Source organism: Geomonas sp. Red32, assembly GCF_023652955.1.
Classification (GTDB): Bacteria; Desulfobacterota; Desulfuromonadia; order Geobacterales; family Geobacteraceae; genus Geomonas.
The window spans coordinates 1,425,200-1,447,105 of the sequence record NZ_JAKLOY010000001.1 but is presented as its reverse complement, the minus strand read 5'-3'; the positions used below and the strand labels follow the sequence as shown (position 1 = coordinate 1,447,105).

The 21,906-nt window shown below is 66.5% G+C and carries 9 protein-coding genes; all 9 read left to right on the top strand.

Annotation, left to right across the window (positions count from 1 at the left end; genetic code table 11):
• Positions 1–74 precede the first annotated feature (74 nt).
• The 9 genes from L4X63_RS06260 to L4X63_RS06210 all read left to right on the top strand — a co-directional run bounded on the left by L4X63_RS06260 (position 75) and on the right by L4X63_RS06210 (position 21,906).
• Positions 75–1,142, top strand: coding sequence for a Gfo/Idh/MocA family protein (locus tag L4X63_RS06260; protein ID WP_250677720.1), 1,068 nt, complete (start codon positions 75–77; stop codon positions 1,140–1,142).
• Positions 1,135–1,599 (top strand): acyltransferase, encoded by a 465-nt coding sequence (locus L4X63_RS23590; RefSeq protein WP_284694463.1) that lies wholly within the window; start codon positions 1,135–1,137, stop codon positions 1,597–1,599. The genes L4X63_RS06260 and L4X63_RS23590 overlap by 8 nt, the downstream gene beginning before the upstream one ends.
• On the top strand, positions 1,596–2,699 hold the full coding sequence (locus L4X63_RS06245) for a DegT/DnrJ/EryC1/StrS family aminotransferase (RefSeq protein ID WP_250677719.1): 1,104 nt from the start codon (positions 1,596–1,598) through the stop codon (positions 2,697–2,699). The genes L4X63_RS23590 and L4X63_RS06245 overlap by 4 nt, the downstream gene beginning before the upstream one ends.
• Before the next feature lie 20 nt (positions 2,700–2,719).
• Positions 2,720–4,738 carry a glycosyltransferase family protein gene (locus L4X63_RS23585; protein WP_284694462.1) on the top strand — a complete coding sequence of 673 codons (2,019 nt, stop codon included), beginning with the start codon at positions 2,720–2,722 and terminating at the stop codon, positions 4,736–4,738.
• A gap of 365 nt (positions 4,739–5,103) precedes the next feature.
• Entirely contained in the window at positions 5,104–5,841 is a 738-nt protein-coding gene (locus L4X63_RS06230) for a class I SAM-dependent methyltransferase (protein ID WP_250677718.1), read from the top strand.
• Positions 5,841–6,872 carry an NAD-dependent epimerase/dehydratase family protein gene (locus L4X63_RS06225; protein WP_250677717.1) on the top strand — a complete coding sequence of 344 codons (1,032 nt, stop codon included), beginning with the start codon at positions 5,841–5,843 and terminating at the stop codon, positions 6,870–6,872. The genes L4X63_RS06230 and L4X63_RS06225 overlap by 1 nt, the downstream gene beginning before the upstream one ends.
• Positions 6,772–13,761: a glycosyltransferase gene (locus tag L4X63_RS06220; protein WP_250677716.1), complete on the top strand. Its 6,990-nt coding sequence runs from the start codon at positions 6,772–6,774 to the stop codon at positions 13,759–13,761. Before L4X63_RS06225 ends, L4X63_RS06220 begins: the two co-directional genes overlap by 101 nt.
• Positions 13,758–18,554, top strand: a complete 4,797-nt coding sequence (locus L4X63_RS06215) for a glycosyltransferase (protein WP_250677715.1) — start codon at positions 13,758–13,760, stop codon at positions 18,552–18,554. Before L4X63_RS06220 ends, L4X63_RS06215 begins: the two co-directional genes overlap by 4 nt.
• Positions 18,547–21,906 (top strand): O-linked N-acetylglucosamine transferase family protein, encoded by a 3,360-nt coding sequence (locus tag L4X63_RS06210; protein ID WP_250677714.1) that lies wholly within the window; start codon positions 18,547–18,549, stop codon positions 21,904–21,906. Before L4X63_RS06215 ends, L4X63_RS06210 begins: the two co-directional genes overlap by 8 nt.

The following is a 21,906-nucleotide window of genomic DNA, read 5'->3' as shown; positions in this document are numbered from 1 at the left end:
GCTACTATGGCTCCAGCCCATCATGCACCCCCCGAGCGGGGGTGCCATTTCAGAGGACAGACGAGAGGAAGCTCATGTTCAATTTCGCGCTGGTCGGTTGTGGTAGGATCGCCAAGAAACATGCGGAGATACTCGGCGGGGGACAGCTCCCGGATGCGCGGCTCGCCGCGGTCTGCGACGTCGTCCGGGAGCGTGCCCGGTTCTACGGGGAGAAGTACGGGGTCCCCTGGTTTACCGACATGCACCAGATGATGGCGCAGGTGGAGATCGACATCGTCAACATTCTCACCGAGAGCGGCAACCATGCCCGCCACACCATCGAGCTCGCCCCCTACGGCAAGCACATCGTGGTTGAGAAGCCGATGGCGCTCAAGCTTTCCGACGCCGACGCCATGATCCAGGCGTGCGATCGGGCCGGGATCAAGCTCTTCGTCGTGAAGCAGAACCGCTACAACTATCCGGTGCTCAAGCTGCGCGAGGCGCTGGACCGCGGACGCTTCGGCAAGATCGTGATGGGGACGGTGCGGGTGCGCTGGTGCCGGACCCAGGAGTACTACGACCAGGATAGCTGGCGCGGCACCTGGGCCATGGACGGCGGGGTCTTCACCAACCAGGCGAGCCACCACATAGACCTTTTGGAATGGATGCTGGGAGAGCCGGAGTCGGTCTTCGCCAAGTCGACCACGGCGCTGGCCGACATCGAGACGGAAGACACCGGGGTGGCGGTGATCAAGTTCGCCAGCGGCGCCCTCGGGATCGTCGAGGCCACCACAGCGGCCCGCCCCAAGGACCTGGAGGGGTCCCTCTCCATCCTCGGGGAGCACGGCACGGTGGAGATCGGCGGCTTCGCCGTCAACGAGATGAAGGTCTGGAACTTCTCCCCCCCCGAGCCCGAAGACGCCGAGGTGGTCGAGAAGTACCGCCAGAATCCTCCCAACGTGTACGGTTTCGGGCATGTGGCCTACCTGAGCCACGTGATCGAGTCGGTCAAGAACAGCACTCCGGCCCTGGTGGACGGACTGGTGGGGCGCAAGTCGCTGGAGCTCATCAACGCCATCTACGAATCGATCGAGACCGGCCGCGAGGTCCATCTGCGCTTTAGGCCCGAGAAGTGCCGGCTGGGGAGGGTGGTCAATGGGTGAGCCGCGGATCAAAAGGGCCGCCATCCGGGAGGTGAGCTTCGGCGAAGGGGTCACCGTGGTCGAACCGGTTAACCTCTACGAGTGCTCCATCGGCGACGACTCCTTCATCGGCCCCTTCGTGGAGATCCAGAAGGGGGCGAAGATCGGAGCGCGCTGCAAGGTGCAGTCGCACGCCTTCGTCTGCGAGCTGGTCACCATCGGCGACGACTGCTTCATCTCCCACGGAGCCATGTTCATCAACGACAGCTTCGCGGAGGGGGGCCCCGCCGGAGGGGACCGCACCAGGTGGAAGGAGACGGTGATCGGCAACCACGTCTCCATCGGGACCAACGCCACCATCCTCCCGGTCACCATCGCGGATCGCGTCGTCATCGGCGCGGGGAGCGTGGTGACCCGCGACATCGAAGAGCCCGGCATCTACGCCGGCAACCCGGCCCGCAAGATACGGGGGATATGATGCAGATAAAATTTCTCGACCTGGCGGCCCAGTACGGCACCATCAAACCCGAGATCGACGAGGCCATCGCCGGCGTCATCGCGGAATCTGCCTTCATCGGCGGCAAGCCGGTGGCCTCCTTCGAAAAGAGCTTCGCCTCCTACCAGCAGGCGGAACACTGCGTGGGGGTAGCCAACGGCACCGACGCCCTGGAGATCGTGCTGAAGGGGCTCGAGCTCCCCGCCGGCAGCGAGGTGATCGTCCCGGCCAACACCTTCATCGCCACCAGTGAAGCGGTCACCTCCGCAGGGCTCAAGGTGGTCTTCTGCGACTGCGATCCCTTCACCTATACCCTGAGCGTCGCCGATGCCGAGCGCAAGATCACCCCCGCCACCCGCGCCATCGTTGCCGTCCACCTGTACGGCCAGCCGTGCGACATGGACGCGCTCATGCACCTGGCCCGGCAACGCGGCCTGACCGTGGTCGAAGACTGTGCCCAGGCGCACGGCGCACAGTTCAAGGGGCAGCGGGTGGGTACCTTCGGGGCGGCGGGGACCTTCAGCTTCTATCCCGGAAAGAACCTGGGCGCCTACGGCGACGGCGGCGCCATCGTTACCGGCGATCCCGAGCTGGCCAAGCGCTGCCGCATGATCGCCAACCACGGCAGGATCGCCAAGTACGATCACGAGTTCGAGGGGCGCAATTCCCGGCTGGACGGGCTGCAGGCGGCCATCCTGGAGACCAAGCTGCGTCACCTGGAGCAGTGGACCGAGGCGCGGCGGTCGCTGGCGGCCCGCTACAGCGAGCGTCTCTCCGGAAGCGGGCTGGTGGTCCCGGCCGTGCGGGACGGACTCCGGCATGTCTTCCATCTCTACGTGATCCAGGTGGAGGAGCGCGAGCGGGTGCAGGCGGTTCTCAAGCAGGAGGGGATCGACTGCGGCGTGCACTACCCCGTGATGCTCCCCCTCCTCGGTGCCTACCGCCACCTGGGACACACCGCCGCCGATTTCCCGGTGGCCGCCGGCCTCATGCCGCGCATCCTCTCCCTTCCTCTCTATCCGGAATTGGGAGAAGAACGGCAGGACCGCGTGATCGAGACATTGCGCCGCGCCGTTTCCTGAGTCCCCACGGAGGGTAGACGATGAAGTTCCTTTTGATCCACACCTTTTACGAAAACTACCTGCAGGAGTTCTACGGCAAACGGCAGGCGCTGGCCAGTGCACCCTATGCCGAGCAGGTCAAGGCGCTGGTGGAGGACGGCTTCGGGGCCCCCCACATCTACACACCCTACCTGGAACGCCTCGGCTACGATGTCCAGCTGGTGATTGCCAACTGCCCGTTCAGCCAAGGGATGTGGCTCAAGGAGAACGGCAGGACGCTCCCCCAGGAAAACAACTGGCTCTACGACATTGTGCGCATGCAGATTGAGGCGCTGCGCCCCGACATCGTTTACATGGGGAATCCCATCGTCTTCGACGGCCGCTTCATCGCGACCCTCTCCCACCGCCCCCGGCTGGTGGCTGGCTGGCGTGCCGCCTCCATCGACCCGGCAACCGACTGGTCCAACTACGACCTGATCGTCTCGAGCTCCACCGTCTGCCTCGATGCCGCTCGCGCCATGGGGGTCCCCGCCGTCGAGCGGTTCTCCCCCGGCTTCCCCACCACTCTCGCCCAGAGCGTCCAGGACGCCCCCAAGCGCTACAACGTCATCTTCACCGGAGGGTGGTCAGCCGAGCACGGCAAACGCAACACCCTGCTCCTCGAGATCGCCCGCGCGGCACAGGCCGGCTCCTTCGAGCCCGCCTTCTTCCTGGCCGGGGACCCGCGCCAGATGCCGCCGGAAGTGGCCCGGATCAACCGGGGAGCCCTGTGGGGGCTCGACATGTACCGCGCACTGCGCCAGGGGGAGATCGTCTTCAACGCCCACATCGACATGGCGGGGGCCGAGTCGAGCAACATGCGGATGTTCGAGACCACCGGGGTAGGCTCGTTCCTCCTCACCGAGTACAACGGCAACATCGGGAAGTATTTCGAGCCCGGGGTCGAGGTGGAGACCTACCACGGCGGCGGCGAACTGCTCGAGAAGATCGATCACTACCTCCGGCATCCCCTGGAGCGGGAGGTGATTGCGAGCCGCGGCCGCAAGCGATGCTCCTTGGAGCACAGCATGGAGCATCGCATCCTGGAGCTCGACCGGATTCTGAAAACGCACCTGGACGGCGGCCGCAGCCTGGCCGCGGCAGCTAGCGCCCACCATGCTTCGCGTCCGGCGGTTCAGGCGCCGGCGGGGATGGAGGGAAGCACCCCTCCGGCGGGGACCGAGCGATACCTGGCCCTGCAGCGGCAAAAGGAGGAATTGATGGCGACGGAGGCCCCGGGGACGGGACATCCGGAGACTTCCACGCTGGCCCAATGGCATTTCCGGCCTACCGCGGCGGCGCCCCCTTCCCCCCCAGGCTTGGCGGCCAGCGGCGCGGACTCCCCCTATCGAAAGGAGATCGAGGAATTGGAGGGACAATTCCCCGGGGTCGCCTTCGGAGCGATGGTACAGGTGCTGGGAATGAGAAACGTCTCCATCGGCGCCGGCAGCTGCATCGGCGACTGCAGTTGGCTTAACGTCTGCATCCGTGACCAGCATGTCCGGATGAAGATCGGCCGCACCGTGCTGGTGGGGCGCCAGGGGATGATTTCCACCGGCGGGACCCTGGAGATCGGCGACTACTGCGTCTTTGCGCCGCGCGTCTACATCTCGGACGCCGACCACATCTTCAGCGACATCATGCAGCCGGTCATCCAGCAGGGGGCGACCTTCAACCGGAGCGTGGTGGTCGAGGAGAACTGCTGGCTGGGGATCAACACGGTGATCTCCGGCAACCTCACCGTGGGGCGCGGTAGCGTGATCGGCGCCAACGCGGTGGTCACCCGGGACATCCCCCCCTTCTCGGTGGTGGTGGGGAACCCCGCCCAGATCGTCAAGATGTATTCGCCGCGCACCAGCCGGTGGGAAAGAACGAGAAATGCCGAGGATATCCAGCGGATCCTGGAGGAGCGCCAGGCGATGCCGCTGCCGGGCAGGGAGGAGTACCGGGAGATCCTGCGGCGCAACGCCGTCCTCCATACCCTCGAACCGGTGCTCGCCGGGCGGGGGAACCTCCCCTAGCTCCCCCTTACTCCTCCCCCTCTCCTTTTTGCGTTTGCCCTCTCCCCTCCGGGAGAGGGTAGCCGAAGGCCGGAGGAGGGAGGTGCTTCCCATCTCCTATCTCCTATCTCCTATCTCCTCTCCCCTCCCTCACCGGAACATTGGCGCCGGGCAGACAATTTTTTGACCAGGCATCTCCCATCTCCTCATCATCCACGAAGATTCGGCATGTTAGCCTCCCTCCGGCCGCGGCATGCTAGTTGCAAAATGGGGAGAGGACCGCCCTCGCCCGCTTGCGGCAAGCTGCATCCGGACGCCGCCAGCAGCGGCGAAGGCACCGCTGTCCCGCCACTATTCCCCATAAGCTCATGAGAAAAGGAACCGGCATGCTACAGAGCACATTGGACCACGGCGCCAATCACTATGGCCCCACCATACTCACCCCGACCACGCTCGCCCGAGTCGCCACCAGCCCCGAAACCTGGGAGGAGATCTGCTCGTTCCACCAGCTCCTCGCGACCGACGAGTACACCCAGTACGTGGACGCCTACTACCGGGCCAACCGCGAGCGCTTCGGGAAGTACTGGCACTACCACGACATCGTCAACGTCCTGTACGCGGCCGGCAAATGTCTCAAGCCCCGCTCCTACATGGAGATCGGCGTCAGGCGCGGGAGATCGGCCTCCGCAGTGGTGCGCAGCTGCCCGACGGTGGGGATCGTCGCCTTCGACATGTGGATCCAGAACTACGCCGGGATGGAGAACCCGGGACCGGAATTCGTCAAAGACGAGCTCGCCCGCCACGGCCATACCGGCCAGCTCTACTTCGTGAACGGCGACAGCCACGAGACCGTCCCGGCCTTCTTCGAGCAGAATCCCCAGCTCCAGTTCGACATGATTACCGTGGACGGCGACCACTCCGACGCCGGGGCCTACGACGACCTCTGCAACGTCATCCCCCGCCTCTCGGTCGGCGGCGTGCTGGTCTTCGACGACATCGCCCACCCGGCGCACCCGTACCTGGCCAACGTCTGGCTCCGCGCCATGGCCCGCTTCCCGTTCCTCGCCCACTACGAGTACACCGAGGCCGGCTTCGGCGTCGCCTTCGCCATCCGGACCAAGTGATGGGCGGCCAAAGAGTCCTGATAACGGGTGCGGGAGGGTTTCTCGGCTCGCACATCGCCCGCCACTTCGGCGGCCAGGGGTACAGCGTGGCCGCAGTCGGGCGCTTCGCCACCGATTACACCAGGACCATCCCCAACCTCTGGCGGCTGTGCGGGATGACGCTTCCCGACCCGGCGCTGGTCAAGGCGATCAAGAGCTTCCGCCCGGAGCTCCTGGTGCATTGCGCGGGTACCGCGTCGGTGGCCGATTCGGTCCAGAATCCCTACGGAGACTTTCTCAAGACGGTCGACGTTTGCGCCTTCACTCTGGACACCCTGCGCCTCCACGCGCCCGACTGCCGCTTCGTTCTTCTCTCCAGCGCATCGGTCTACGGCAACCCGGAGACGCTCCCGATCCACGAGAGTGCGCCGCTTCGCCCGGTCTCCCCGTACGGCTACCACAAGATGCTCTGCGAGACGCTGGCCCAGGAGCACGCCGCCCTGCACGGCATGAAAGTCGCCATTCTCAGGATCTTTTCCGCCTACGGCGAACGGCTCCAGCGCCAGGTGGTGCATGACATCTGCCAGAAGTTCGTCAATCCCAGGCTTCGTCGCGTCGAGCTCTTCGGTACCGGCGCCGAGAGCCGGGATTTCATCCACGCGCTCGACGTGGCCCGGGCGGTGGAAACCATCCACAACAGCGACGCTTCCGGCGTATTCAATGCCGCCGCTGGCGTCCAGACCACCATCGCCGAGCTGGCGGAAACCCTCGCCAGGCACTTCGACAACGGCAAGCAGGTAACCTTCAACGGTGTCGTCCGCCACGGCGACCCGCTCAACTGGGAGGCCAGCATCGATAAGCTCGCCGCGCTGGGTTACCGCCCAAGCGTCGATCTCGACGCGGGGCTCGCCGGATACATCTCCTGGTTCAAGGAACAGAGGAAATCGAGGCATGACAGAAAAACGACGGCTGCAGGTGGGGATACCGGTCATCGGGTACAAGAATTGGATGGGCGGGGTCTCCTACATCGAGTTGCTGGTAAAGGCGCTTAGCGGCCTGCCGGAGGACGAGCGCCCCGAGCTGTACCAGATCGTTACCGAAGAGAGCCTGCCGAGGCTGGAACTCCACCAGCACTTTCTGCATCTCTTCAAGGCCGTCATCTTCATCGGCCCCTACAACAAGGAGTATCCCGACTTCATCTACACCCCCACTCATCGGGATCTCCTGGATGTGCTCGATTTCTTCTTCCCGCTGATGAATGGCGCCTGGCCGACGGCCAAGGCCGGCTGCTGGATACCCGACTTCCAACACCTGCACCTTCCCCAGTTCTTTCACGAAGGAGAATGCCGGTCGCGCTCGGAGTGCTTCTCCAACATCGCGCGGGATGCCAAGCTTCTCATCCTGAGCAGCCGCGACGCCCAGAACGATTTCCGCCGTTTCTTCCCCGGCTCCAAGGCCATCACCCGGGTGCTATCCTTCTACGCTATGCCGCAGGAGAGCTGGTACCAGGCGGACTGCGCCGAGGTCCAGCAGAAGTACGGTCTCCCGGACAACTTCCTTATCTGCTGCAACCAGTTCTGGGCGCATAAGAACCACGCGATGCTCTTCACCGCCATCGGGGAGCTGCACGCCGAAGGAACCGACATCCACCTGGTCTGCACCGGCCACACCGAGGATTACCGCTGCCCCGGCTTCTTCGACGACCTGAAGGAACGGATCCGCTCGATGGGGGTGGAGCACCTGGTCCACATCCTGGGGAGCATCCCCCGCCACGACCAGATCCAGCTGGTGAGGCGCTCCATGGCGCTGGTCCAGCCGTCGCTGTTCGAGGGATGGAGCACCGTGATCGAGGATTGCCGGGCGCTCGGGAAGATCATGCTTCTCTCCGACCTTCCGGTCCACCAGGAGCAGGCCCCCAGGAACGGGCAGTACTTCGACCGCGCCTCGCTTCCTTCCCTCAAGGCCAAGCTCAAGGAGATGGTCCCGACGCTGACTCCCGGTCCCCAGTACGAGCTGGAGCGGGTCGCGCGCGAAGAGGCGCACCGGTTGGTACTCTCCTACGGCCGCCAGTTCTGCGCCATCGCCCGCGACGCCATCGCCATCGACCAGGGCGCCGCCGTCTCCGCCCAAGCGCCGTCTGCCCCCGCAGCCCCCGCAGCCCCCGCAGCCCACGCAGCCCCTACCGGGTCCACCGGGTCCACCGGGTCCACCACCCTGCCCCGCATCACCATTGTCACCCCGTCCTTCAACCAGGCCGAGCACCTGGAGAACTGCATTCAGTCGGTCCTCTCCCAGGGGTATCCTAACCTGGAGTACATCATCATGGACGGCGGCAGCACCGACGGCTCCGTCGAGATCATCAAGAAGTACGAGAACCGCCTTGCCTACTGGCAGAGCCGTCCCGACGGCGGCCAGTACCGGGCCGTCAACGAAGGGTTCCGCCGCTCAACCGGCGAGATCATGGGGTGGCTCAACTCCGACGACATGCTCCACCCCGGCGGCCTCAAGGTGCTGGTCGATGTCTTCATGAACCGCCCGGACATCGAGTTTTTGACCGGCAAGCGGGTCGGCTTCGACGGAGAGGGGAACCTCAGATCCTACGGCTTCGAGACCCAGACCTGGAGCCGCACCGAACTCCTCCGCAAGGAGCTGATCCACCAGGTTTCCCTGTTCGTGATGCAGGAGGCGACCTACTGGCGGAGGAGCCTCTGGGAGAAGGCCGGCGGCACCCTGGATTTCTCCTACAAGCTCGCCGCCGATTTCGAGCTCTGGCTCCGTTTCAGCCGGCACGCGAAACTCCACACCGTCGACGCCCTGTTGGGCGGGTTCCGCTACTACAGCGGGGGGCAGCGCTGCAACCAGTTCCGGGGGGAGTACATCGCCGAGTGCGACGACGTGATCGACCGTGAGCGCCAGCTCCCGTGCGCGCTCTCCACCGCCCCCCCGCCGCCCCTCATCGCCTATCCCCTTCAAAAGGGAGTGCCCGATAGGGGACTGACTCCTTCCCAAAACGGCGCCAGGCACCCTGGCATCGATGCTCCCACCGAGGAGCAGTCCAAGCCGAGTTTCGTGATCCTGGTCCCGAAGCTGCCGAAGATCTCCATCGTCACCCCGAGCTTCAATCAGGCCTCCTTCCTGGAGGAGTGCCTCGATTCCGTGCTCTCCCAGAACTACCCGAACCTCGAGTACATCGTGATGGACGGCGGGAGCAGCGACGGCTCGGCCGACATCATCAAAAAGTACGAGAAGCATCTCGCCTACTGGCAAAGCAGGCCGGACGGCGGCCACTACCTGGCGGTCAACGAAGGCTTCGGGCGCTCGACCGGCGAGATCATGGCCTGGCTCAACTCCGACGACAAGTACCACCCCGGCTCCTTCCGGCTGGTGGCCGACGCCTTCCGCTTCTTCCCGGAAACCTCCTGGATCACCGGGAGCCCGACCGGATGGGACGCCTCGGGAGCGCTGCTCTACATGGCCCAGGAGCCCCCCCTCTGGTCGCGGGAAAAGTACCTGGCCGGCGAGATCGGCCCCCCGCACATCCAGCAGGAGTCCACCTTCTGGCGCCGCTCCCTCTGGGACCTCGCCGGGGGTACCCTCGACACCGAACTGGGGCTCGCGGCCGACATGGAGCTTTGGACCCGCTTCTTCCGCCATGCGCAGCTCACCACCCTGCACGCGCCGCTGGGAGGTTTCCGCAACCATCCCGAGCAGAAGACCGCCACCATGCTGGAGCGCTACAACGCCGAGGCGGCGCAGGTGATCGAGCGGGAGCGCCGCTACTTCCAGGCGACCCGCTGCCCAGCGCTGGCGCCCGCCCCGGCGCCCCTGCAGGTGGCCGACGTGGAATCCCGCGCCCACACCTCGGTGACCGCCGAGAACTTCGGCGCCTTCACCTACTCCCGCACCTTCCACTTCGCCTACTTCGCGGGACGGGACCTGGAGCTCTACGGGGCCCCGGCGGATCCCTCCCAGTGCGACCTCAAGGTCTACCAGGATCTCCTGGTCTACTCGTTCATCAAGAACAACGTCCCCGCCGGGTCCCGCATCCTGGAGGTAGGCGGGGGTGCCTCGCGCGTGCTGAGAGCCCTGAAGGACGACTACGAGTGCTGGAATCTGGACAAGCTGGAGGGATTGGGGAACGGTCCGGTGGGGATCGAGGTGGACGGCTTCAAGCTGGTGCGCGAGTACCTGGGCTCCTTCACCCCCGAGCTTGCCGACGGCTATTTCGATCTGGTCTTCAGCATCTCAGTGCTGGAGCACGTGCCTGAGAGCGAGGAGAACTTCGCCGCCATCAACCGCGACATCGACCGGCTCCTGAAGCCAGGCGGCTGGTCGCTCCACTGCTTCGACGTGGTGGCCCGCGGCAGGTATACCTGGGGCAATGGCCTGCTCCCCTACCTCTTCAAGGCCAACCGCACCGTCAACCGCTGGGCTCCCTTCGAACAGCTCTATCCCGACCCGTACGTGTACGCCATGAGCGAGGCGGCCTATGACCGGCACTGGAAGCCGATGACCAAGACCTCCTTCCGCGAGCACGGCTTCCCGCTTTCCTACAACATCCTCTGGCAAAAACCGTCGCAAGCCCCCGAGGAAGCTGCCGCAACGGCGTCCCCCCCTTGTCAAAGGGAGGACAGGGTGGATTCGATGGTCACAACTGGAGAGGCAAATCCCCCTAAATCCCCCTTTGACAAGGGGGACTTTGGACCCGCCAGCTACCTGGTCTCCGCCATCGTCTCCACCTACAACGCCGAAAAATTCTTCCGCGGCTGTCTGGAAGACCTTTTCCGCCAGACCCTCTACCGGCAGGGCCAGCTGGAGATCATCATCATCGATAGCGGCTCCCAGCAAAACGAAGGGGAAATCGCCCGCGAGCTGATGGCCAGCCACCCGCACATCGTCTACCGGCGGACCGAACGGGAGACCCTCTATGCCGCCTGGAACCGGGGGATCGCGCTCGCCCATGGCCGCTTCCTGACCCACGCCAACACCGACGACCGCCACCGCGCCGACTGCTTCGAGATGATGGCGCAGGAGCTGGAGCGAAGCGGAAAGGGGCTCGCCTACGTCGACGCCCTCATGACCTGCGGAGCCAACGAGACCTTCGAGGAAAACAGCGCCACCAAGAAGTGGCTCCTCCCCGACTTCGACCTCCGGCAGGCGCTCTTCGACTGCCCCTTCGGCTGCCAGGTGATGTGGCGGGCCGATGCCCATGGTGAGATCGGAACCTTCGACCAGAACTTCAAGCGGGCCGGCGACTACGAGTTCTTCTTCCGGCTGGCGCTCAGGAAGGGAGCGCTCCACATCCCCGAGATCGCCGTGCTCTACCACGAGTCGATCGACAACCTTTCCTACCAGAATCCGCAAGAGGTCATGCGGGAGGTGCGGGGCTTCATCGGGACGCCGCGCACTACCCTTCCCCTCGACGAGATCTACCCCTTCCTGAAATCGGCCCCCTCGCGGGAAGCGTGGGTGGCCGTGCTGGTCGACTTCGGCAACCTCCTGATGGGCTGCAGCGGCTCGCTTTTCACCGATCTCCCGCTGGCCGAGCAGTTCTACCGGAAGGCGTTGGAGCTGATGCCCGGCAAGCCCGAGGTGGTCGACAACCTGGCGGTGGCCGCCATGGCCCAAGGGAAACGGGAGGCGGCGATTGCCGCCATCGCACTCAGCCCGGAGATGACGCCGCGGCTGAGAGGATACCTGGACGAGCTCAACGCCGGCCGTATCCCGACTCAACTCAACCTGATCCGGGTCCCCCATCCCGGGCTGGACGCCATGCCGCCGGTCAAACTGCTGGAAGAGATCAGGGTACCGCTCGCGCCACATGAGAGGCCGGTGGCCTCGCCTCCCGCGGCTTCTCCGACTCACCCGGGCGCCCCCCCCTTTGGAAAAGGGGGGCAGGGGGGGATTTCTGGTCTTGCCGAAGAAAATCCCCCTAAATCCTCCTTTTCCAAAGGGGGACTTCCGGCCGCTGCAATGGCGGGCAGCGCCCCCTATCCGACCGTGGTGGTGGACGGTGTCTTCTTCATGACGCCGAAGACCGGCATCACCCGGGTGTGGGAGGCGCTCCTCACCGAATGGGGGAAGAGCGGCTTCGGGAAATCGGTCGTACTGCTGGACAGGATCGGCACCGCCCCCAAGATCCCCGGCCTTCGCTACCGCACGCTCCCGGCCTACAGCGCTCGCCCCGAAGGGGTGGATAGGGCACGGGTGCAGAAGGTCTGCGACGAGGAGGGGGCGGATCTGTTCATCTCCACCTACTATTCGTCGCCGCTCACCACGCCGTCGCTTTTCCTGAGCCACGACATGATCCCGGAGATGAGCGGGCTGTACGACCTCAACGACGCCCAGTGGACCGAGAAGCGCCACGCAATGGCGCGGGCAAGCGCGTACGTGGCGGTTTCCCAAAGCACCGCCCGCAACATGGAGAGCCTCCATCCCGAGCTCGCCGGCCACATCGAAGTCGCCCACTGCGGCATCGACCGTACCCTGTTCCGTCCCGCCTCCGAGCAGGAGAAAAGCGAGTTCCGCAAGGCGCGCGGGCTGACCAAGCCGTACTTCCTCTTCGTGGGGAAACGGACCGAGCACAAGAACGGCAAGCTCCTCTTCCAGGCCTTCTCCCGGCTTCCTGACCGCGAGGAGTACTCCATCGTCTGCGTGGGGGGCGCTCCCCAGCTGGAACCGGAGCTGGCCGCCCTGGCGGCTGGGTGCGAGGTGCATCTCGCCAACTTCACCGACGAGGAGCTCCGCCTCGCCTACGCCTGCGCGGCGGCCTTCGTCTACCCGTCCACCCACGAGGGGTTCGGCCTGCCGCTCTTGGAGGCCATGGCCTGCCACTGCCCGGTGATCACCTGCCAGAACAGCTCGATCCCCGAAGTGGCCGGGGCCGCCGCCCTCTACGTCGATCCGGACAGCCCGGACCAGCTGGCCGCGGACCTGATCAACGTGCTGAACCCGGACGTCCGCAGCCACTTGATCAAGACCGGGCTGCGTCAGGTCGAGCATTTCTCATGGGAGAAGATGGCGAGAACCATTCAGGAGATCATCTGCCTAGAGTTCCCGCCCGCTGCCGCATCTCCGGCAGCCGCCGTGGCGCCCGCTGGCCGGAGCGTCGGCACGAGACTGACCAGGAGCGGGATGGCCAAGCCGAAGATCTCGCTGGTGATCCCTTCCTACAACTACGCCCAATACCTGGAGGCCTGCCTGGACTCCATCCTCTCCCAGGAGTACCCGAACCTCGAGCTGATCGTGATGGACGGGGGAAGCACCGACGGCACCGTGGAGATCATCAAGAAGCACGAACGCCACATTGCCTTCTGGCGCAGCCATCGCGACGACGGGCAGTACAGCGCCATCGAGGAAGGGCTCAACCGCGCGACCGGGGAGATCCTGGGGTGGCTGAACGCCGACGACATGTTCCATCCCGGCGCCTTCGAGACGGTCTCCACCATCTTCATGGAGCACCCGGAGATCGAATGGGTGATGGGGCGCCCCAACAGCTTCGACGAGGCGGGGAACCAGAAGCACATCCTGAGCTTTCTCCCCATGAACTCCCGCGCCAAGTACCTGGCCGACGAGGAACTGATCCAGCAGGAGGGTACCTTCTGGCGCCGGGGGCTTTGGGAGCGAAGCGGCTCCTACATCGACACGAGCCTGAAGCTCGCCGCCGACCTGGAGCTCTGGGCCCGCTTCTTCCGGGGCGCCAAACTCTACTCCATCGAGGCCCTGATCGCCGGCTTCCGCGACCATCCGCTCCAGAAGTCCAAGGACAAGGCGGGGTACACCGAAGAGGCCAACCGGGTGCTGGCCCGCGAGCGGGAAATCTTCGCCGCCGAGAAGAGGCCGTACAGCCCGCCGGCGCCGCTCCCGATCCTGGTCGGCGACCGGCCGCCGCGGTACCCGCAAGCCGAGGAGCAACGGCCCGTCCAGGGGGTGGCACTATGAACAGCGGCTCCGCCAAAACCTGCCTGGTCTCCGCCATCGTCTCCACCTACAACGCCGAGCGCTTCATCCGGGGAAAACTGGAGGATCTGGAGGCCCAGACCATAGCGCCGCAGCTGGAGATCATCGTCGTCGACAGCGGATCGCAGCAAAGCGAGCGGGCGATCGTCGAGGAATTCCAGCAGCGCTACGACAACATCCGCTACCTCCGGACCGAACGGCGCGAGACGGTCTACCAGGCCTGGAACCGCGGGATCCGCGAGGCGAGGGGGGAGTTCGTCACCAACGCCAATACCGACGACCGCCTGCGGCACGACGCCTACGAGCGGCTGGTGGGGGTACTGCGGGCCCGGCCGGAGTGCGTGCTCGCCTACCCGGACATGCGGATCACCCAGCAGGAGAACGGGACCTTCGAGCACCACCGCCCCTTCGGTTTCCGCGACTGGCCCGAGTTCGACCGGCTATCGCTCCTGGAGCTCTGCTGCGTCGGCCCGTTCCCCCTCTGGCGCCGCTCCCTGCACGACGCCATCGGCTACTTCGACGAGCGGTTCAAGAGTGCCGCGGACTACGAATTCTGGCTGCGGGCAGCACTCCGCTACGACTTCGTCCACGTCCCGGAATTCCTCGGGCTCTACTGGCTGAGCGAGGAGACTGTCTCCCGCAAGGGGGATCTCCCGACCCTGGAGTATTTGGCGGTGCAGAAGGAGTACCGTCCCCGTTTCGCCCCGCTCACCCCGGCTCAGCCCGAGCTCCACCCGCAGCTGGTGGCAGGCTGGCGCGAGCTGATGGCCGGAGCCGCCAACGAGACGGTGAAGCTCGCCGAGCTCGAACGCTTCGTCACCATCCATCGCTGCTCACCGGAGATCCACCAGGAACTGGCCGAGCTTTACTACCGGAAAGGGGAGATCGGCTACGCCAAGAAGCATTTCGAGAAGGCGGCCATCCTGGCGCCGGGGGCATCGTGCTACCGCGACCAGTTGCAGGCGTTCATGCGGAACGAGCTGTACAGTTCGCTGCAGTTCCACCTGCGGGAGGCCGAGGAGAAGCCGGACAATGTGGAGACCCGGCTCACCGTGGGATTGATTCTGGTCCTCTTGGAGCGCTACCAGGCCGCCCGCGAGCAGTACCAGCGCGCCCTGGAGCTCGACCCCGGCAGCGCCCTGGCCGCCCGCAACCTCGTCTGGCTGGACCAGTTCGCCGCCGCCAGCCCCGCCGCCGAGCCAGGCCAGCCGGGCCAGCCGGGCCAGCAGAGCCAACCGGGCCAGCCGGTCCACCAAGCTCAACCAACTTCGCAAACTCCTCTCGGCGTCCACCCCGTCCACCAGGTCCACTCCGTCCACCAGGTCCACTCCGTCCACCAGGTCCGCCCCCAGGCCGACGCCCCGGCCGACGACGCCCCCGCCTACTTCGCCTTCACCCGCCCCGAAGTCCGGCGCCTGGTGAGGCGCAGCGCCCGGAGCATCCTGGACGTCGGCTGTGCCGCCGGTAAAGTCGGCGCCCTCCTCAAGAAGCGCCAAGGCGCCGAGGTGTGGGGGATCGAGACCGATGCCGGGGCCGCAGCGTCCGCCGGGAAGCTCCTCGACCGGGTGATCGCCTCCCCCGTGGAAGCCGCCCTTCCCGAGCTCCCGGAGCGCCACTTCGACTGCATCGTGCTGGCCGATGTCCTTGAGCATCTCGCCGATCCCGGGCAGGTACTGGCCGGGCTGAAAACCAAGCTCGCCTCCGGCGGCGAGATGGTGGTGAGCCTTCCCAACGTCCGGCACTGGAGCGTGGTGCGCGACCTTCTGGAAGGATCCTGGGATTACGCCGACGCCGGCATCCTCGACCGCACCCACCTCCGCTTCTTCACCCGCCAAAGCGCCGCCGCCCTCTTCGCCCGCGCCGGGCTGGAGATCGTCGAGGTCATCCCGGTCGCCCTCTCCGGCGATGCCGGAATGCCACCGCGCATGCTCGACGCCCTCCGGCAGGGAGGAATCCAGAGCCCGACCCTGGAGGAGGAGAGCGCCGTCTACCAGTACCTCTTCCGCCTGGCCCCGGCTGGCTCCCGGCTCACCTCCATCGTCATCCTCACCTGGAACCAGCTGGAATGCACCCGGGAGTGCCTGGAGAGCATCGAGCGCCACACCCCGGAACCCCACGAAGTGATCCTGGTGGACAACGGCTCCACCGACGGAACGGTCCCCTGGCTCAGGGAGTTCTGCGCCACCAGGGCGAACCACCACCTGGTCGAGAACGGCCGCAACCTCGGCTTTGCCGCCGGCTGTAACATCGGCATGGCCAAGGCCTGCGGGAGCCACATCCTCCTTCTCAACAACGACGTGGTAGTCACCCCGGGATGGCTCGGCGGGATGCTGGAGTGCCTGGAGCGCGAGCCCGCCGCCGGCATCGCCGGCCCCATGACCAATGAAATCGCGGGTCCCCAGCGGATCGGCGGCACCAGCTACCGGAACCTCGACGAGCTCGACGCCTACGCCCGCCGCTTCCGGACCGATCACCTCGGGCGCCGCCTGCCGACCGAGCGGGTGGTCGGCTTCTGCATGCTCTTCCCCCGGAAGGTGGTGGACGCCATCGGAGAGCTCGACACCCGCTTCGGGTCGGGGAACTTCGAGGACGACGACTTCTGCCTGCGGGCGGCCCTGGCGGGCTACGGCTGCGTCATCGCCGGCGACGTCTTCATCCACCACTACGGGAGCCGCTCCTTCACCGGCAACAACGTCGACTACGCCGCCTCCATGAACGCCAACCGCGCCCGCTTCCACGAAAAATGGGACCTGGCCAGGCTGGATGAGGCGCTCGCCCGCAAGGTGGTGACCATCAACGCCATCGCCGCGGGACGCAAGCTCGCCCGGCAGGGGAAGAACAGCGACGCCGTCGACCTCCTCCTCCAGCAGGGAATCGCCTGCTCGCCGAAGAGCCCCGCCCCCTACCTGGCACTGGTGGAAATCCTGTACGAGGCGGGGAGTTTCGCCAGCGCCCTGGAGGTCCTGGCGGAGATCCCGCCGGGGGCTGAGCTCTCCGCCACGCTCTTGGCCGCCCGCTGCCACCTCGGCCTCGACGATCACCATCGCGGCCGGGAAGCCGCAGCCCTCGCCGCCCAATGGGATCCCGACGGGGCAGCGACGCTGGCCGTCAACGGCATGCTGGCCGCCCGCCTCGGGAAAGGGGCGGAAGCCGAGGAACAGTTCCGCAAAGCCATCGAGGCCGACCCCGGCTCCAGTCTTTCCTATAGCGAACTGGGAAGGATCCTCTGGAGTGCGGGTCAGCGCGACCAGGGGCTCAGGCTCGCCGAGTCCGGTTTCGTGCTGGCCCCCACCTGCATGAGCGCCCTCGGCCGCTACCACGACTTCGCGACCGAGGCCGGCCTCCTCGCCGAGGAGGAGCGGAGGGTGCGGGAGGCGGTCGATCTCTACCCGGACCACAAGGGGCTCGCCTTCGGGCTCATCGAGGTGCTGATCCGCCAGCGCCGCTTCCCGCAGGCCGTGGAGGTGATCCAAAAAAGCGCTGTCGCCTTCGGGCTCGACGATGCCACCCTCGACGCCGCCCTGCAGATCCGCCGGCTGGCCGGCGATCCCCCGGAGGCTTCCGGCCCCGGCAGCATCTCGGTCTGCATGATCGTCAAGGACGAGGCCTCGCACCTGGCCACCGCGCTCAACTCCGTGAAGGGGTTCGCCGACGAGGTGGTGGTGGTCGATACCGGCTCCGGCGACCGGACCTGCGACATCGCCCGGCTCTTCGGCGCCCGCCTCTTCTTCTTCCCCTGGAATGGCAGCTTTGCCGACGCCCGGAACTTCTCCCTCTCCCAGGCCAAAGGGGAGTGGATCCTGATCCTGGATGCCGACGAGACACTTTCCTCGCGCGACCTCGAGCCGCTGGCGAAACTGCTCAAGGTGTGCGGGGGGCCAACCGCCTTCTCCTTCACCACCCGCAACTACACGGACGAGATCACCCGGAAGAACTGGTCCCCCAACGCCGGCGAGTACGCCGCCGAGGAGCGGGGAGCGGGATGGACCCCGAGTGACAAGGTCCGGGTGATCCCCAACGATCCCCGGGTCCGCTTCGAGGGGGCGGTACACGAACTCTTGGAAGTCTCCCTCTTGCGGTGCGGCATCCCCATCCACGCCTGCGACGTCCCGATCCATCACTACGGGCGGCTCGACGCCGCCAAGAACGCGGAGAAGCAGGAGCGCTACTACCGGCTGGGTCTCAAGAAGATGGAGGAGACCGGGGGGAGCGTGGAGGCAATCACCGAGCTGGCCGTGCAGGCCACCGAGTTGCAGCGTTTCGCCGAGGCCCTGGAGCTCTGGCAGAAGGTGCTCGAGCTCAGGCCGCAAAACCCCGATGCCTACTTCAATCTCGGCTACCTCTATCTCGCCACCGGCAACTACCGCGAGGCCCGCGCCTATGCCGGGATAGCCACCACCTTGGCTCCCGACACCAAGGAGGCGGCCTTCAACCTGGCGAAGTGCGACCTTTACCTGGGTGACCTGGCCGCCGCCACGGCCGGTTGCCAGACGATGCTCCAGCGCTGGCCGGGCTACCCGCCGGCCCTGTCGCTGCTCTGCGTGGCCTCCCTGCTCACCGGGAGCCGCGACGAGGCGCTGGCCCTGGTGGAGCGGCTGCGGCAGCTCCGCTTCGACAGCCGGGACTTCCTGGACGAGTACGCGGGGGGATTGGAAAAGGGTGGCCGCCTGGAGCCGGCGGAACGGGTGAGGGAGTTCGCCCGGAGCGTCTCTCCGGAAGCGGCGTCAAACTATTGGCCCGGCAGCGACCCGGCCCAGAGAACCTCTCATGGCTAAAGAAACGGCAGAAGAACTCTTCGGCAAGGGAAACCGCCTGTATGCGGAAAATGATCTCCAGGCCGCCGCCTCCTGCTATCTTAAGGCGCTGGAGATCGATCCCGGCTTCGCGGCCGCCAGCTTCAACCTCGGTTGCACGCTCGACCGCCTCCATGGCCCGGCCGACGCGCTCCCCTACTTCCAGCGGGCGGCCGCCCTGCGCCCGGAGTGGGGTGAAGCGCACCAGAACGCAGGCTTCGCCCTCGCCCGCCTGGGGAGGATGACCGAGGCGGTCGCCGCTCTGCAGGCGGCCTGCCGCCTGAAGCCCCTCGACCCCGGTGTCCGGAACAACCTCGCGCTGGCGCTCTCCGCCGAAGGTAAGGCGGAGGACGCCTACCGGACCTTCCGCGACGCCATCAGGCTCGATCCCGGCTATCCCGAGGCCTACAACAACCTGGGGGTGCTGTGCGAGCGCCACGGCAGGATCTCCGAGGCGATCGACTGCTGCGAGCGCGCGTTGAGCCTTCGCCCCGGCTACCCCGAGGCCCACAACAACCTCGCCAACGCCTTCAAGGCCCAGGGGCGGCACCGGGAGGCGATCGAGCAGTACCGGGCGGCCATCGCGGCGCGTCCCGACTACCACGAGGCTCACAGCTCGCTCCTCTTCGCCCTCTGCTACCCCTCGGGAATCCCGGAAGAGGAGGTGGCCGCCGAGCATTTCGCCTACGGAGCCCTCCTGCGGCTCCCCGCCGCCGAACACCGCAACACCCCCGACCCGGCCAGGATCGTCACAGTCGGCTACCTCTCGGCGGACTTCCGCTCCCACGCCGTGGCCCGCTTCATCGAGCCGGTGCTCCGGCACCACGACCGCAGCCGCTTCCGTATCGTCTGCTACTCGAACGTGGCGGTACCGGACGAGAAGAGTGCCGCCCTGGCCGCGCTCGCGGACCGCTTCGTCAACATCGCCGGGGTCCCGGACGCCAAGGCCGAGGAGATGATCCGTAACGACGGAATCGACATCCTGGTCGACCTCTGCGGCCACACCGCCGACAACCGGCTCCCGCTTTTGGCCCGCAAGCCCGCCCCGGTCCAGGTGAGCTGGCTCGGCTACCCGCATACCACCGGGCTCGCCGCCGTGGACTACCGGCTCACCGACCCCGTCTGCGATCCTCCCGGACTCACCGAGCGCTACCATACCGAAACGCTGGTCAGGCTCCCCGCTCCTTTCCTCTGCTTCGCTCCCCCCGAGGAGGCACCCGAGGAGGGGCCGCTCCCGGCCCAGAGCGGCCGCGGCGTCCGTTTCGGCTCCTTCAACAATCCGGCAAAGATCACCGTGGAGACAGTGGCGCTTTGGGCCGGCGTGCTGAAGCGGGTGCCGGGCTCGACCCTGCTGGTGAAGGGGTACTCGCTCGCCGACGAGCGGACCCGTGAGAGACTGTGCGAGCTCTTCGCCGCCCACCGGGTCTCGCCGGACCGCCTGACTCTGCGCGGCAACACCCCGGGGTACCGCGAGCACCTGGCCCTCTACCACGAGGTCGACATCGCGCTCGATACCTACCCCTACCACGGGACAACCACCACCTGCGAAGCCCTCTGGATGGGGGTTCCGGTGGTGACGTTGGCAGGCGCCACCCACCGCTCGCGGGTCGGCGTCTCGCTCTTTCAGTCGGTAGGGCTCGGGCACCTGGTGGCCGAGAATCCCGAGCGGTACCAGAAGGCGGCCGCCCAGTTGGCCGGCGACCTCGCCCCCCTGGCGGAGCTGAGGAAGAGCCTGCGAAGCAGGATGGCGGCCTCGGAGCTGACCGACGGCATCGGTTTCACCTACCGGCTGGAAGAGGCCTACGCCGCCATGTGGCGCACCTGGTGCGGCGGGCGGGCGACCCCTTCCCCCCCGGTGGTTCCTCCCCGTGAGCGGGGAAACCTCGCCGAGGCCGGGGATGCCCTGCTCCGGGAGGCCAAGCTCGACCAGGCGCTGCAGTGCTACCTGGAACTGTTGCGGACCGCCGGCCCCCAATCCCGGGCCCTCCCCGGCATCCAGGAGACGCTCGACCGCCAGACCACGGCCGACTTGGCGGCGGCGGTCAACCGCGATGCGTTCCGGCTGCGGATGTGCCAGAGCCTGACCCCGATCGAACCGGTCCAGGACCAGACCCTCCTCGAGACCGCCGAACTGCTGATGGCGGCCGGTTTCATCACCCCCGCCGAACTGATCTGCCGCTACCTCCAGGACCGCGGCTATCCGGGCCCGGCGGTCAGCGTCATGCTGGGCGAGATTGCGCTTCTCCTCGGACAGCCGCAGCTCGCCGTCCGCGGCTTCGGCGAGGCCCAGGAGCTGGGGGACCACTCGGTGGCCACCCGGATCCGGCTGCTCAAGGCGGAGGAGTCGGCCCGGCTCAAGCCGCCGGCCGATAGCCGCCAGCGGTTCCTGCTGATCAAGGCGTGGGGTTACGGCTTCTGGTCGGACGTCAATCACGTCATCGGGCAGCTGCTGCTGGCGGAGATCACCGGGAGGATCCCCGTCGTGCAGTGGGGCGGCAACAGCCTCTTCAGCGACGATCCCTCCACCAACGCCTTCGAGAGCTTCTTCGAGCCGATCAGCCGCTACCGGGTCGAGGAGCTGGCGGAAAGGGCGGCCAGCTTCTATCCCCCCAAGTGGAACGCGCGCAACCTGACCATGGCCACCCTCAACCAGGCCGACGGCCCCTGGTCCCGCTTCTCCTCGCTTCACGCGCTCGACCGCAACGAGGAGGTGGTGGTGGGAGACTTCCACTACGGGGTACACGACCTCACCCCCTGGATCCCCCCCGGGCATCAGCTCTACGGCTTGAGCAGCGAGGAGGTCTCCCGCGACCTTTGCCGCCGCTACCTCAAGGTGAAACCGTGGATCGCTGCCAAGGCGGAGTGCTTCTACCGCGAGAAGATGGCGGGGCAGCCCCACCTGGCGCTCCACGTGCGCGGCGGCGACAAGGGGGGGGAAGATCCCAACCTGACGAGGCTCAACACCCTCTACCACTCGGAGATCGAGCGCCACCTGCGGCAGTTCCCCAACTCGCGGCTGTACCTGATGACCGACGACCGCGAGATCCTCGACGGGTACCTGAAGCGCTACGGGGAACGGGTGATCACCACCGGCGCCACCCGCACCGACAACAGCCAGGGGGTCCACTACCAGCGCCATCTCAGCCGCTACCGGATCGGGGAGGAGGTCATCGTCGACACCCTGCTGGCGCTCCGCTGCGAGGCGTTCATCGGTAACGGACTCTCCAACGTCTCCTGCGCGGTAGCCGAACTGAAGGAGTGGGAACCGGGGGCACTGAGACTTTTGGGTGCGAGGCTCGACCGGCTGCGGCAGATCACCCTGTACCGGAACTAG